Genomic DNA, 13,317 nt, shown 5'->3' with positions numbered 1-13,317 from the left:
AAAAAGCTTCCAATATACAGTATTAAGCTAAAAAATCCATTTTTACAGGACATCCATCACTTATAAATGTGGATAGGTAGTAGGTAGGAGGAGGACACGCGATGTCCACACATACAAAAAAAGGCCGCAGTAATTCCCCATTAGCTCAAGTTGTACGCGAATATCGTGATAAGTATACATTGACGCAAGAGCAGCTAGCGAATGATCTATCTGTTGATGTACGCACCCTGCGACGATGGGAGAGCGGTGATACCCTGCTCCATGATGTGCGTGAATTACGGCGCATCGCGACATGGTTAGGGGTTGAGCCGGAGCGCCTGGGACTGGCTGGATCTACGTATACGGTATTAACCGTGGAGCATATTGACTCGGTCTTGAAACATGTCTGGGAATTGATCAATTTAGCCCGCAGCTATGAAGCGAATAGCCTGATCGAGAAGCTCCTGCAGGATCTCAATGCGCAGATCACCACGGAAAATCCCATACTGCTCCATAAGCTGGCGCAGACGCTGCACCTGGCGGGCTACGTCAAATCAGTTGTCACGCGCGCGAATGAAGCGACCTATTCGCTCAATCACTATCGAGAGATGGAGCGGGTAGCGCGCCTCATTCGTAATGATACGCTCTTAAATATCGCCTTGACGTATGAAGGGGACATGTATTGTCGGGGAGGTGATGTCCCCAGAGGGATTCTCTATCTGGAGGCGGCGCGCGATACAACGCCCAGAGCGGACATAGCTGCCAGGGGTAACGGCGTGCAACTGTTGGGGCGCGCCTATCTACGCGCCGGTCGCCTGGACGAGTTTGAACATATGATGGCGGAGGCTGAAGAATTATCCCATCAAATCGATCCACAACAGAGCAGTACCTGTGGACAATACAGCCTGGGGACCGTGTATGAGGAATATGGTCGCAGCTATAGCCAGCTGGGCCAGACGCAGAAGGCTTTAGAGTACCTGGACAAAGCTGAACAGAGCCTGGAGCCTACCAAGCACTGGGAAATCCTGCTCAAAACGGCACGGGCCATGGCTCTGGTGCGGGGAGGTGAGATTCAGAGCGGAGTAGAGCTGGCCGTCGAATGCATTGAGCAATGCCAGGAACATGGCACGATCCGCCTGATGGAGCGCATCTACGGTATCCAGAAACATATCGATAATCTAACGAGAGAAATTGGCAGGGCGGGAACGACCCTGCGCGAAGCCCTGGATGGTCCAATCGAGTATTGATGGCATGCTATCTCGAACAGAAAACGAAAATGTACATAATAAATAATAATAGCTCTTTTTTTATTACCGATTACGCTGGTGCAAGAAAGGTCACTACAAAGAGTATGCCACGATAAAAAGGCAAACATTAAAGAAAGAACTCCTTCCATACATGTATGGAAGGAGTTCTGGTAGCGGGAACAGGATTCGAACCTGTGACCTCCGGGTTATGAGCCCGACGAGCTAACCACTGCTCTATCCCGCGTCAATAGGGAATAATATCAAGTGTAAAAACACTGGTAGCGGGAACAGGATTCGAACCTGTGACCTCCGGGTTATGAGCCCGACGAGCTAACCACTGCTCTATCCCGCGATAATAGGGAATAATATCAAGTGTAAAAACACTGGTAGCGGGAACAGGATTCGAACCTGTGACCTCCGGGTTATGAGCCCGACGAGCTAACCACTGCTCTATCCCGCGACAACTTCCATAGAATACTACAATCCTGGCAGAATGTCAAGTAGTGCCAGCTAATAAGATTAAGGAACGGCAATATTGCCAGGACTGATAAATAATTATAATTATGCAAAAGCAGACAGGAACATTATGCCTGGAGCCCAGGAAATACGGCGAAAATCATGTCACCTTTGCTCATTGACAAACGTATAAGTATTCTAGTATGCTCTTAAAAGAACACTGTTTTTTCAAATTCTGGCTCGTCCAGTTGAAGGAGGTGCAGTTTTATGGCCAGGATCACCTACTCACCGATAGTGCCTACATGCACCTTGTCTACCCTGCACGAGGGTAAAGGGCGAAACCCACATAGCCAGGTCCCCGGTATCCCACAGCGATGCGGAGTGCCTGACTAACGAACGCAACACAAAGGCATGGTTCGCTCCGCTCCCTCCCGCACGGATAGACAGCAAAAATTGTTACTGTTCACACCGTGTTTTTTTATTCTCTGTGGAGGGGATATAGCATTGATTAACAACCCGGCACAACTGACCGGCATGGTCCTCAACGGCGCGCATGGCATTTACGATGTACATACTGAAGATGGCATCTTGCGCTGTACACTCCGAGGTAAGCTCAAAAAAGCATTCGCACAGGCCAACTCGGCCAAATCCTTAGGGAAAACCCGTCAAAACCAACAACGCAGTAACAAGTACAGTTCACAAGGTCACAACGCTCAGAATCACGCCGAGCGTCTCGAACGCATTGAGAAACGTGACAGCAGCGAAAACGCACCCCCCACTCGACTTTCAGTTGGAGATTATGTCAAAATACGCCGTCTCGACGAGACGAACGGTTTAATTGAAGAGATCCTGCCGCGTAAAAGTGAGCTCTCACGCATGGATGCGGGATCAACCGCCAAAAGGGTGGTTCAGCAAACTCTGCTAGCAAATCTCAATCAAGTAGTTATCGTCTTTGCAACGGCGCAGCCCGAGCCCCACTTTGGTCTGTTAGACCGTTACCTGACTATCTGTGAGTCCGCACAGCTCTCCTCGGTTATCTGCATCAATAAGGCCGACCTCCCCCATAGCGGCTACGTTGAAGAAGAGGCAAAGCTGTATGGCCAGCTCGGCTATCAAGTAATCTTTACCAGTACCCAGACCGAGCAAGGCATTGATCAGTTGCGCGAACTATTAAAAGATCACACCACCCTGTTTACAGGCCCCTCGGGTGTTGGTAAATCCTCACTGGTCAACGCGATCGAGCCTGGCATGGCCATTCGCACGGGGCTGGTGAGCGACGCCACCGGCAAAGGCAAACATACGACGACGGGTTCGCAGCTCTATCCTCTCTCGGGCGGCGGCTGGCTGGCCGACTCGGCCGGTATTCGTGCCCTGGCTGCCTGGAATATCGCGCCCGAGGAGTTGGCTGAATGCTTCGTCGAGTTTCGTCCATACCTGGGCGAATGCCTGTACGGAGATTGCGCCCACCTGGACGAAGATGGCTGTGCTATCCGCCAGGCGGTCAACGATGGACACATTCAGGAGCGCCGCTACCGCAGCTACGTTCGCATCTATACAGGTGAGGAACGCTAAAGAACGCTAAACAAGAGAAACGGCAATAAAGAAGGAAGCCTGACTGGAAAAGGCTTCCTTCTTTAGCTCTACAAAATATTACATCCTCAAGCCGAACATCTCCAGTAAGCCAACCCGTCCTTTATCCGTTACGCGAAGCGCACGGCACGACGGAATTTTTTCCAGCCAACCGCGCTCAAATAGCTGCCGGGCGATGGCCGTTCCCAGACTACCAGCCAGATGGTAGCGACGTTCACTCCAATCCAGACACTGGCGTGCAAACATACGCCGTTGCCGCCGTAACAGCTCAAGGTCAAGTCCAAAATCAAGAAAAAAGCGAGCGCCTTCATTGGTTACGGCGTAATTTTGTCCCTCAGCTGTTAATAGCCTGGTCTCAATAAATATCTGAGTCAATTCAACACCCAGTTTGCCAGCAAGGTGATCGTAGCAGGTACGTGCCACATGGAGACGTTCTTCAACAAGAGACTCGCGTAGAGAACGAATCGGGACGGAAGGAGCGATACAGGCCAGAGCCTCCAGGCAATAAGCAACCTCCGCGCTCGCTAACGCATAGTAGCGATGCCGTCCTTGAGTTGTCATTGTCAGCAAACCGCCAGCCACCAATTTTGCCAGATGAGAGCTGGCTGTCTGGGGTGTGACCCTGGCCTGGCGAGCCAGTTCTCCCGCGGTCAAAGCCCGCTTCTCCATCAAAGCATCGAGTATAGCGGCCCTGGATGGATCGGCAATTAGCTCAGCCGCCATCGCGATATCTACTTTTGTTTTTGCCTCATACATATTTCGATTATAGTCGAAATATAGCAGTGTTACAATGGTAAGCGCATACCCGCCACCAGGGCAAAGAACAACATCCGAACAGATAAGATGGAGGCAATATGTCTTTTCCCCTATCATCACCATCTACAGAGTACATAGAATTATTAAAGCAGCTAGCGACATCTCGGGATACCCTATTACAGAGGGCTAACGCTGAAACAGTGGATAGGCACATGCTGGCCAATGTGATAGAGCTTAAATCGCGGTTGCTGCTCTCACTCTATCCAATGCCAGAAAACGTAGCCGGGCACATACGAGCGGCCCATGCCTACACACAAGTCCGGCTACAACGCCTTCCTCAATATGATCCGGTTCGGGAGGTGTTTGCTGATGATGAGCACAGCTACACGCCTCGGAAGGTATTGAGGCGAATACTAGATCACGCGCTGGATCACCTCAATCAACTAGAACAATGGCTGAACTGGCAACAGAAAGGGATAGAGCCCCGGCCTACCAATGGCTGGGCTAGCTCTGCTGTCACCCTGGATGAAGATTTACTGCCATTAACAGCAAAAGATCTGGATGCATGGTTATGGCGCATCGACCTTGTAGTCGAGATGCTGATCCAGCGCACGGAAAATCTCAGTTTGCAGCAGCTTGATTGGATTCCTCAGGATGAAGGCTGGAGCATAAAACAAACGCTCCATCACCTGGCCGCAGCTGAAATGTTCTATGCATTCTGGCTAGATGCAGATTTACCAGAGCATCTTCCGAGCCGTTACCTGGCAGTCAGCCAGATGTTTGATCAGCAGCTCCAAACATTAATATCCCTACCTGATAATGAGAAGAAAGCTTTATACGATGCAAATGAGATGAGATTTACCACGCCAGAGGCGATTATACAGAAGGTACTCTTAGCAGAGAGTCAGCTTCTGCGCGGCTAGCAGCCATTTTAAGCCAGGGCGGCTTGCAGGGCGGCGATCACCTCGGCATCCTGTTCTTCGAGGACTGTGCGGGGATCGAGGTAGAGGGTATCGCGCGAGATTCTGGTGATAATGGGAGTATGGCGAGTACGCAGACGCTGCGAAATCGTTTCCAGGGGCAATGAACAGGAAACAGCATCGAGGGCCAGCAGCATTGTAGGCAGCGTCTCGCCAGGCAGCGAGCCACCGCCGATGGTAGATTGTCCCGGTTGCGTATGGACAGCCAGTCCCTGCGCGGTCAACTGATGCGCCCAGTCGGCGGCACGGCGCGCAACCTTTTCGGCCGGGGTAGAAATCATGCGCCAGATTGGAATGCGGATCTCGGCCTCTCCGAGCTGGTAATGGCGCAGCGTGGCCTCCAGCGCCGCCAGCGTCATCTTATCGATACGCATAGCACGCATCAAGGGATGGCGAGCCACCCGCGCCACCACCTCGGCCTTGCCCAGGATAATTCCCGCCTGGGGTCCACCCAGCAGTTTATCACCCGAAAAACAGACCAGGTCGGCGCCCGCGGCCAGGCTCTCCTGGGGAGTCGGTTCGTGGGACAGGCCATATTGCTCACAATTCAGCAGGCAGCCACTTCCCAGATCATCCATAACCAGCAGGCCTCGCTCGTGGGCCAACTCAACCAGGGACGCGATGGAGGTGGATTCAGTAAAACCGGTGATCAAAAAATTGCTGGGATGGACCGACAGGAGCACCGCCGTACGATCCGTCAGGGCGGCCGCGTAATCGGCGATGCGGGTCCGATTGGTCGTTCCTACTTCAACCAGTTGACAGCCACTCTGGCGCATCACATCGGGAACGCGAAAGCCCCCACCGATCTCAACCAGCTGTCCTCGCGAAATCACCACCTCGTGTCCCGCAGCCAGCGCGCTCAATCCCAGCAAGACAGCCGCGGCATTGTTATTGGTCACCAGCGCCGCCTCAGCTCCAGTCAATTCACGCAGCAGAGCACTCACATGCGTATGACGAGAGCCACGTGCACCCAGATCGATATCATACTCAAGATTAGAATAGCCGCCAGCGACTCGCTGAACGGCCTGTAACGAAGCCTGGCTCAAAGGTGCGCGGCCCAGATTGGTGTTAATGATCACGCCTGTAGCGTTAATCAATGGACGCAAGCGGGGCTGGAATTGTTGTTGGAGATGAAGTTCGGCAGTGAGCAACAACGATTCGGCGGAGGGACAGGGGGAGCCCGCGCGGATAGCATCGCGCGCCTGAGATATGCTCAAACGCAGCGCGCTGACAGCCAGCTCGTGGGAAAAAGTCTCGGCCAGGGCCATCCCTTGCGATGTATGTAGCAATTCATCGACTGAAGGAAGTAAGCGGAACTGATTCTGATTAAGCGTCATAAGCAAACCCAACTTAACACATAAGGGCGATGCGCTAATGTAATGAATAGAACATCGTAATCGCCAGACTATTGGCCACTTTTCCCATCACAGCCCGTAAATCCGCATCGTTGAGACGGCAAATAGCATACTGATCAGCCAGCAGGGTACGCAGAATGGGATACATCAACTCTGTCTTCACCAGGCTATCAGTATCGAGTAAAGGGTAATCGCGTTTCAGGAGGAGGTGATGATATGGGCGCAATTTTCCACGATATGAAGTCAAAGCGACAACATTCACAGCACCCGCGTGACGGCAGAAAGGATCGCCCGACACAACCAGAGCGGGGTGCCAATCCAGGATACGCTTCTCTTCAATCCCAGGAGGGAGAGATGAATAACCGAAATTCACCCAGTACACCATGCCAAACTGCACAGGTGTAAGATAGGTCAGAGCTTCCGGTGCAATTTCAGGAGGATGAGGCATGGCAATTAAACTAACACATCTTCACTAGAAAACTACGGACGAGCAAGAGCAACCGGAGAATAGGACGGAACGTCACTGGTCTCGAGCTGTGAACGGAAGCAAGCCGAAGTCAAAGCCCAAGACTGAGCGACGAGGCACAGACGCTCATCACGTTCATCCTGAGTCTCTTCTTGTAATGCAACAGCGATGAGTTCCATTTCACGCTGATACTGCTCACTAAGTAAGGAAGAACGGCTGAAGTCACAATTCGTCGCCATAGAAGCTACCTCTTATTCCTAGAATCCAAACAGATTACTCATACATTGGGTAGCGGAAAAACCGCATGCTGCTCAATTACAGTATAGAGCAACTGTGAACACCAATCAATCCTGGCTAGCTAGGCTCAGACGATTAAAAGGCTTGAGGTGTGATGAATTTCTCCAACGTTGGAGATTATACCAGCAATTTATGCAAGACGCAATGCTTTTGGCAATGACTTTCCCGTGGCGGATCAGGCGGAGCCAAATTTATCAATTTAACGACCACTTAAAAAAAAGGCGAGAAAAGGTGTTGACACAACTGAGTAGGTCGGCTATAATGTGGGCGTTGATCACTCAGAGCGATCACTCAGAGGAACCGGAGTGTTTGACAATATAGGGGCAGTTACCAAAGTGGCCAAATGGGACTGACTGTAAATCAGTTGCGCAAGCTTCGGAGGTTCGAATCCTCCACTGCCCACCACTATCAATGACTCCAGGTATTGGTAGTATCAAGCCCGTGTGGCGCAGAGGTAGCGCACATTCTTGGTAAGAATGAGGTCATGGGTTCAAGTCCCATCACGGGCTTCCGTGGTTTCTATATGATGAGTGGGCTCGGCGTTCTTCACGTCTATAGCCCACACTCATAAATTCCGCGTGTAGGTTATAAGTAATTAAGATCTTGCTGCCGTCTTCTGAATGATCGTCAACTCCCGTTCGTTTAACCGTAGGGAAGTTTTAACTTTGTTTGACGATCAGATACAGGGGGCGGCTGCTGCATGTCTATACCCATTGCTATCTGATCTGAATCGTAAGCAGGATTGCAGAAGGAGCCACAGTAGGAAATGGCGAAGAAAAAGTTCGAGCGAACAAAGCCGCATGTGAACATTGGTACTATTGGCCACATCGACCATGGTAAGACGACCCTGACCGCAGCTATCACCAAAGTGCTGTCAGCTGCTCAGCTCGCCAAATACACGGCTTTTGACCAGATCGACAAAGCACCTGAGGAGCGCGAGCGTGGTATCACCATCTCGATCGCTCACCTGGAGTACGAGACCGAGAAGCGCCACTATGCGCACGTCGACTGCCCTGGTCACGCTGACTACATTAAAAACATGATCACCGGTGCCGCCCAGATGGACGGTGCTATTCTGGTGGTGAGTGCCCCCGACGGCCCGATGCCACAGACCCGTGAGCACGTACTGCTTGCTCGTCAGGTAGAAGTGCCGTCCATGGTTGTCTTCCTGAACAAGGTTGACATGATGGATGACGAAGAGTTGCTCGAGCTGGTTGAGTTGGAAGTACGCGAACTGCTCTCCAAGAACCAGTTCCCTGGCGACGACATTCCCGTCGTTCGTGGTTCGGCCCTGGGTGCTCTCGAAAGCAAGGGCGACCTGTCCCGCAATGATCCAGCTGCCAAGTGCATCTGGGAGCTGATGGACCAGGTCGACAACTACATCCCCACCCCACCACGTCCAACCGATCAGCCATTCTTGATGCCTGTGGAAGACGTCTTCGGTATTAAAGGTCGCGGTACCGTGGCCACCGGACGTATCGAGCGCGGCATCGTCAAGACCGGCGACACCATCGAGATCGTCGGCATGCAGGAAAACACCCGCTCCGTCGTCGTAACCGGTGTTGAGATGTTCCAGAAGACGCTGGACTCCGGTATGGCTGGTGACAACGTTGGGTGTCTGCTGCGTGGTGTTGAGCGTACCGACATCGAGCGCGGCCAGGTTCTGGCCAAGCCCGGTTCGATCAAGCCGCACAAGAACTTCCTGGCGCAGGTATACGTCCTCTCCAAAGAAGAGGGTGGCCGCCATACCCCATTCTTCAACGGCTATCGCCCGCAGTTCTACGTTCGTACCACGGACGTAACCGGAGCGATCAAGCTGCCCGAGGGTGTCGAGATGGTGATGCCTGGTGACAACATCGAAATGACAGTTGAACTGATTCAGCCGGTCGCCATGGAAGAAGGCGTGAAATTCGCCATCCGTGAAGGTGGCCGCACCGTTGGTGCTGGTATCTGCACAAAGGTGATCAACTAAGGTTATAAAGTGACGCACTGTGGGCGCAAGGTTATTGCGCCCACAGTTGTCTTAGATAACTATTCTGGAGATTTACTTTTGCGCTCCCTTTGGGAGCGGGGAAAAGGATGTATGGGGACACCCCATACCCCGGCAGGGAGAACCCTGCACCCCTCTTGGGAGTGGGGAAAAGAGGATTATGGGGACACCTCATACCCCGGCAGGGAGGACCCTGCACCCCTCTTGGGAGTGGGGAAAGGGATTTATGGGAACTTGAGTATGCCCCGGCATGCTCGCCCACGCCCCGGCAGGGAGGACCCTGCACCCCTGCGGCAAGCCAGACCCAAACGTTAAACGGAGAGAGAAATGGCTAAAAGCAAAGAGAATCGTATCGTGGTAACATTGGCTTGCACCGTTTGCAAAAGCCGCAACTATACCACCTCGAAAAACAAGAAAAATAACCCCGAGCGCATGGAGCTTCGGAAGTATTGCAACACATGTCGAGAGCCTGCGCTTCATCGTGAGACCAAGTAAGAGAGCAGATTGTATACTTCAACTCGTGCGTTGAACTAGGTGCGATCGCTACTGATCAGAAAGGTTGAACGTGGCAAAGAACATGACTGACAGAAGAAAGAATGTCAGCCGAAGTCAGGTAACTGAAGTGAAGCCGCAGGAACGCGCGCAAGCGACAGGTAAAACCACAAGAACTTCGGCCCGCGAAGAACGACGTGAGTCTGCCACTACGAAGTCAGCGAACAAAACAGCAGCCCGGCGTACTTCCAAGGGATCTTCTCTTTTTGCGCGCGCGCGCAATAATCAGATTGGTCGCTTTGTGTATGACGCATACTACGAGCTGCGCTACAAGGTGACCTGGCCTACCTTCGAGGAAGCCAGAAACATGACCATTATGGTTGTGATTATCTCTGCCATTCTCGGAGCGCTCCTATCCTTAGTCGATTTTGGGCTTTATCATCTCTTCCTACTCATTATCGGTGGTGGTAAGTAGCTTCGTCACCTGGAAATCATAAGGGGAAATGCCGTGGTTACTGAACGTACCGGTGATAAAAGGCAGCCCGAGGAGAAACGTGCCTGGTATGCAATTCATACATATTCGGGCTATGAGAATAAAGTAAAGAGTCACCTCGAGGCACGCATCGCGTCGATGGACATGCGAAACAAAATTTTCCGTGTCATCGTTCCGATGGAAGAAGAGGTTGAGATTAGACAGGGTCAGCGACGCACAGTACAGCGCAAGGTTTTTCCCGGCTACGTACTCGTCGAGATGATTATGAGCGACGAAGCCTGGTATGTCGTCCGTAACACGCCTGGAGTCACAAGCTTTGTTGGTTCTGGGACACGCCCCGTTCCATTGCAAGAGCACGAGGTCCGGTCGATCTTAAAACAGGTCACAGAAGAGACCGAGAAGCCCAAGGCGAAGGTCAGCTTCACCAAAGGCCAGAGCGTGCGCGTGATAGATGGCCCATTTGAAGAGTTTATTGGCACCGTCAACGATATTAATATGGATCGTAATAAAGTGACTGTGCTGGTATCGTTTTTTGGTCGTGAGACTCCGGTGGTGCTGGATTTCCTCCAGGTAGAAAAAATCTAACCAGAGCATCCACCAGTCAAAGACAGACCCATTTTTGAGGAGTTAGAACAAACATGGCAAAGCGTATTAAAGCTGTAGTAAAGCTGCAGATCCCGGCCGGGAAAGCAACCCCAGCGCCTCCAATCGGTACCGCGCTTGGTCCTCATGGCATCAACCTGATGATGTTCTGTAAGGAATACAACGCACGTACCGCGGACCAGACTGGCATGGTCATCCCTGCTGAGATCACCATTTTCGAGGATCGCTCGTTCACATTCATTACCAAGACCCCGCCGGTACCCGATCTGCTGAAGGCGGCCGCGGGCATCTCGGGCGGTTCTCCCACACCAAATAAAACCAAAGTTGGCTCCATCAACCGCGCCAAACTGCGCGAGATCGCTGAGCTGAAGATAAAAGACCTCAACGTTAACACGATTGAGGCAGCTGAAAAGACAATCGAAGGCACTGCACGTAGCATGGGTGTCACCATCGAGTAGACCCGGCCCGAAAGTCACTGCGGTTCATTGCCTCAAGGAGGGCAACGTAATAATGGCAACAAAAACACACGGAAAAAAATACCTGGAAGCGGCCAAGCTGGTCGATTCCGAGAAGCTGTACCAGCCACAAGAAGCTGTTTCACTCCTCAAAAAGCTTAACTATACAAAGTTCGACCCGACCGTCGAAGTCCACATGAAGCTTGGTGTCGATCCACGCCACGCTGATCAGATGGTGCGCGGAGTAGCCATGCTGCCCGCTGGCACCGGTAAAGAGGTAAAAGTGCTGGTCTTCACGCAGGGCGAGAAGGTGGCCGAAGCAGAGGCCGCTGGAGCTGATATTGTTGGCCTTGATGACCTCATCAAGCAGATCGAGGGCGACTGGCTGGGCTTTGATGTAGCCATCGCTACCCCCGACGTGATGGGTAAAGTTGGTCGTCTCGGTAGAAAGCTGGGACCCCGGGGCCTGATGCCAAGTCCAAAAGCTGGCACCATTACCTTTGACCTGGCCAAAACCATTCGCGACGTTAAAGCTGGTCGTGTCGAATTTAAAGTCGACCGCACCGCCTTGCTGCACATTCCCGCTGGCAAGCTTTCGTTCAGCGAAGAGGCGTTGATGCAGAACATTTCATCCATCATGGATGCGGTTGTGCGCTCACGCCCATCCGGTGCCAAAGGTACTTATGTGAAGAGTGTGGTTTTGACGTCGACGATGTCGCCTAGCATTCGTCTGGAAGTAGCGTCTGCGACGGCTCTGAAGCCACAGGCATAACTCTTTTTTCCGCCGCAGGCGGTGGGGGGGCGGGCGCTTCGCGCCCGCCCCCTTTTAAATATAGGGGATGTGGCAAAACATGGCGCTGAGCGCCATGTTTTGCCACATCCCCTATATTTAAATGAGGTTGTATATTTGCCCTTTTTCATGACAACGTAGGGAATGAAACACACAGCGCTGGCGCCATGTTTTGCCACATCCCCTATATTTAAATGAGGTTGTATATTTGCCCTTTTTCATGACAACGTGGGGAATGAAACACACAGCGCTGGCGCCATGTTTTGCCACATCCCCTATCACATGCGCCTGGCCATCTATCCCTTTTTTATGACAACGTAGGGAATGAAACACACGGCGCCGTGCGCCGTGTGTTTCATTCCCTACGTTGTCATAAAAAATTAAACTCCCCAATTTCACCGCCGAAGGCGGTGAAATTGGGGAGTTTACAAAGTGTAAACGCTGTGATATTATAGTGAGGCTGTGTAAAAACACATAATTTCCAGATGAATGTATTCATCACCGAAGACAGCAAGCGTGCTGCAAAGCACTTAAGCGATCTTTCTTTAAGATCGACTTGCCGAGGAGATAACTATTCGCCAGCTCATGCGAAGCCGCGTCATACGGCAACGAGCGTATTTCTATCTCAGAGTACGAGTGAGTCCGCAACAGAATAGAGGTTCTCTCCCGGCCTTCGGTGTTTATCGAAGGCATTTTTATTGCCCTTTATACAGAGTACAGATTGACTCTCCGGCCACAAACGGCTAGCCAGCTGTTTAAACTGGCCGAAGATTGATCAAAGCAACAACCATTCCAGGAAAGGAGGAGAGCACCTTATGCCAACAGAGGCAAAAGCAGGTAAAATTGAGGAGCTGACAGACAAACTGGGTCGCTCATCGATCGCTATCCTGGTTCAGACGCAAGGTCTGAGCGTAAAGGATATGAACGAGCTGCGTAAAAAGATGCGCGCCGCGAAGGTGGAGTTCCAGATCGCGAAAAACACCCTTCTGCGTATCGCCGCTGAGCGCAACCAGATGACCGGCGTCGATAATAAGATCTTCAACGGTCAGACCGCCGTCGCCTTCGGGTATGACGACGAAGTTGCTGCCACGAAAGCTGTCACCGACTACCTCAGTACCTCGAGGGTTGCAGTTCTCAAGTCTGCCATTCTTGGTGGTCGTTCATTGACGGCCCAGGAAGTTGAAGGCATTAGCAAAATCAAAGGTGGCAAAGACCAGTCGAAAGCGGAAGTCGTTGGTACCATACAGGGACCACTGGCCAGCGCGTACGGCCTGTTCACAGCACCATTACGCGATCTTTGTTATGTGCTACAAGCACATTCAGAACAACTCAATAGCGGAGCAACCGCTGAATAATTAGGAGGAACCA

The 13,317-nt window shown here is 52.0% G+C and carries 13 protein-coding genes and 5 tRNA genes; 12 read left to right on the top strand and 6 right to left on the bottom strand.

Annotated features, from left to right (window positions below; all coding sequences use genetic code 11):
* Nucleotides 1–101: 101 nt before the first annotated feature.
* The gene (locus tag KTT_RS11520; RefSeq protein ID WP_126596111.1) at nt 102–1,226 is read left to right on the top strand and encodes a helix-turn-helix domain-containing protein; all 1,125 of its coding nucleotides are present in this window, start codon (nt 102–104) and stop codon (nt 1,224–1,226) included.
* A gap of 168 nt (nt 1,227–1,394) precedes the next feature.
* Here the strand turns inward: KTT_RS11520 and KTT_RS11515 are convergent.
* The 3 genes from KTT_RS11515 to KTT_RS11505 all read right to left on the bottom strand — a co-directional run bounded on the left by KTT_RS11515 (nt 1,395) and on the right by KTT_RS11505 (nt 1,686).
* Nucleotides 1,395–1,470 (bottom strand) — tRNA-Met (locus KTT_RS11515).
* Nucleotides 1,471–1,502: 32 nt separating this feature from the next.
* Nucleotides 1,503–1,578, bottom strand: a tRNA-Met gene (locus tag KTT_RS11510).
* A gap of 32 nt (nt 1,579–1,610) precedes the next feature.
* A tRNA-Met gene (locus KTT_RS11505) sits at nt 1,611–1,686 on the bottom strand.
* A 500-nt stretch (nt 1,687–2,186) separates the two neighbouring features.
* Between KTT_RS11505 and rsgA the strand changes: the two genes are divergently transcribed.
* On the top strand, nt 2,187–3,254 hold the full coding sequence (gene rsgA, locus KTT_RS11500; protein ID WP_160145802.1) for a ribosome small subunit-dependent GTPase A: 1,068 nt from the start codon (nt 2,187–2,189) through the stop codon (nt 3,252–3,254).
* A gap of 78 nt (nt 3,255–3,332) precedes the next feature.
* On the opposite strand, the gene KTT_RS11495 is transcribed toward rsgA, so the two are convergent.
* Complete coding sequence (locus KTT_RS11495; protein ID WP_218030872.1) at nt 3,333–3,995, bottom strand: ArsR/SmtB family transcription factor; 663 nt, start codon at nt 3,993–3,995, stop codon at nt 3,333–3,335.
* Nucleotides 3,996–4,240: 245 nt separating this feature from the next.
* Here KTT_RS11495 and KTT_RS11490 point away from each other — a divergent pair, with 245 nt between their 5' ends.
* Entirely contained in the window at nt 4,241–4,951 is a 711-nt protein-coding gene (locus tag KTT_RS11490; RefSeq protein ID WP_160145801.1) for a DinB family protein, read from the top strand.
* Between the two features lie 8 nt (nt 4,952–4,959).
* Here KTT_RS11490 and selA read toward each other — a convergent pair whose 3' ends face one another.
* Both selA and KTT_RS11480 read right to left on the bottom strand, forming a co-directional pair.
* Nucleotides 4,960–6,345, bottom strand: coding sequence for an L-seryl-tRNA(Sec) selenium transferase (gene selA, locus KTT_RS11485; protein WP_126596107.1), 1,386 nt, complete (start codon nt 6,343–6,345; stop codon nt 4,960–4,962).
* Nucleotides 6,346–6,379: 34 nt separating this feature from the next.
* Nucleotides 6,380–6,811: a type II toxin-antitoxin system PemK/MazF family toxin gene (locus tag KTT_RS11480; protein ID WP_126596106.1), complete on the bottom strand. Its 432-nt coding sequence runs from the start codon at nt 6,809–6,811 to the stop codon at nt 6,380–6,382.
* Nucleotides 6,812–7,447: 636 nt separating this feature from the next.
* Here KTT_RS11480 and KTT_RS11475 point away from each other — a divergent pair.
* The 9 genes from KTT_RS11475 (at nt 7,448) to rplJ (ending at nt 13,304) form a co-directional block, all read left to right on the top strand.
* Nucleotides 7,448–7,531 (top strand) — tRNA-Tyr (locus KTT_RS11475).
* Nucleotides 7,532–7,563: 32 nt separating this feature from the next.
* Nucleotides 7,564–7,635: transfer RNA gene (locus KTT_RS11470), tRNA-Thr, on the top strand.
* Between the two features lie 257 nt (nt 7,636–7,892).
* On the top strand, nt 7,893–9,098 hold the full coding sequence (gene tuf / locus KTT_RS11465; protein WP_126595704.1) for an elongation factor Tu: 1,206 nt from the start codon (nt 7,893–7,895) through the stop codon (nt 9,096–9,098).
* Between the two features lie 345 nt (nt 9,099–9,443).
* Nucleotides 9,444–9,611: a 50S ribosomal protein L33 gene (gene rpmG, locus KTT_RS11460; RefSeq protein WP_126596105.1), complete on the top strand. Its 168-nt coding sequence runs from the start codon at nt 9,444–9,446 to the stop codon at nt 9,609–9,611.
* A 70-nt stretch (nt 9,612–9,681) separates the two neighbouring features.
* Nucleotides 9,682–10,083: a preprotein translocase subunit SecE gene (gene secE, locus KTT_RS11455; RefSeq protein WP_126596104.1), complete on the top strand. Its 402-nt coding sequence runs from the start codon at nt 9,682–9,684 to the stop codon at nt 10,081–10,083.
* 33 nt (nt 10,084–10,116) lie between these two features.
* Nucleotides 10,117–10,686, top strand: a complete 570-nt coding sequence (gene nusG, locus KTT_RS11450) for a transcription termination/antitermination protein NusG (RefSeq protein WP_218030871.1) — start codon at nt 10,117–10,119, stop codon at nt 10,684–10,686.
* A 53-nt stretch (nt 10,687–10,739) separates the two neighbouring features.
* The gene (gene rplK, locus KTT_RS11445) at nt 10,740–11,162 is read left to right on the top strand and encodes a 50S ribosomal protein L11 (RefSeq protein WP_126596102.1); all 423 of its coding nucleotides are present in this window, start codon (nt 10,740–10,742) and stop codon (nt 11,160–11,162) included.
* 52 nt (nt 11,163–11,214) lie between these two features.
* Nucleotides 11,215–11,931: a 50S ribosomal protein L1 gene (gene rplA / locus KTT_RS11440; RefSeq protein WP_126596101.1), complete on the top strand. Its 717-nt coding sequence runs from the start codon at nt 11,215–11,217 to the stop codon at nt 11,929–11,931.
* Nucleotides 11,932–12,764: 833 nt separating this feature from the next.
* Complete coding sequence (gene rplJ / locus KTT_RS11435) at nt 12,765–13,304, top strand: 50S ribosomal protein L10 (protein ID WP_126596100.1); 540 nt, start codon at nt 12,765–12,767, stop codon at nt 13,302–13,304.
* Nucleotides 13,305–13,317 lie beyond the last annotated feature (13 nt).

The organism is Dictyobacter aurantiacus (assembly GCF_003967515.1).
In the GTDB taxonomy this organism is placed as follows: Bacteria; Chloroflexota; Ktedonobacteria; order Ktedonobacterales; family Ktedonobacteraceae; genus Dictyobacter; species Dictyobacter aurantiacus.
The sequence above is the reverse complement of the archived record's forward strand: the minus strand, read 5'-3'. Positions and strand labels throughout refer to the sequence as shown.

What these genes read in the sequence shown, in the direction of transcription:
- rpmG (WP_126596105.1), top strand. Translation starts at nt 9,444, where the DNA reads ATGGCTAAAAGCAAAGAGAATCGTATCGTGGTAACATTGGCTTGCACC.
- rplJ (WP_126596100.1), top strand. Translation starts at nt 12,765, where the DNA reads ATGCCAACAGAGGCAAAAGCAGGTAAAATTGAGGAGCTGACAGACAAA.
- KTT_RS11495 (WP_218030872.1), bottom strand. Translation starts at nt 3,995, where the DNA reads ATGGCGGCTGAGCTAATTGCCGATCCATCCAGGGCCGCTATACTCGAT.
- selA (WP_126596107.1), bottom strand. Translation starts at nt 6,345, where the DNA reads ATGACGCTTAATCAGAATCAGTTCCGCTTACTTCCTTCAGTCGATGAA.
- rplA (WP_126596101.1), top strand. Translation starts at nt 11,215, where the DNA reads ATGGCAACAAAAACACACGGAAAAAAATACCTGGAAGCGGCCAAGCTG.
- KTT_RS11480 (WP_126596106.1), bottom strand. Translation starts at nt 6,811, where the DNA reads ATGCCTCATCCTCCTGAAATTGCACCGGAAGCTCTGACCTATCTTACA.
- tuf (WP_126595704.1), top strand. Translation starts at nt 7,893, where the DNA reads ATGGCGAAGAAAAAGTTCGAGCGAACAAAGCCGCATGTGAACATTGGT.
- KTT_RS11520 (WP_126596111.1), top strand. Translation starts at nt 102, where the DNA reads ATGTCCACACATACAAAAAAAGGCCGCAGTAATTCCCCATTAGCTCAA.
- KTT_RS11490 (WP_160145801.1), top strand. Translation starts at nt 4,241, where the DNA reads ATGCTGGCCAATGTGATAGAGCTTAAATCGCGGTTGCTGCTCTCACTC.
- rplK (WP_126596102.1), top strand. Translation starts at nt 10,740, where the DNA reads ATGGCAAAGCGTATTAAAGCTGTAGTAAAGCTGCAGATCCCGGCCGGG.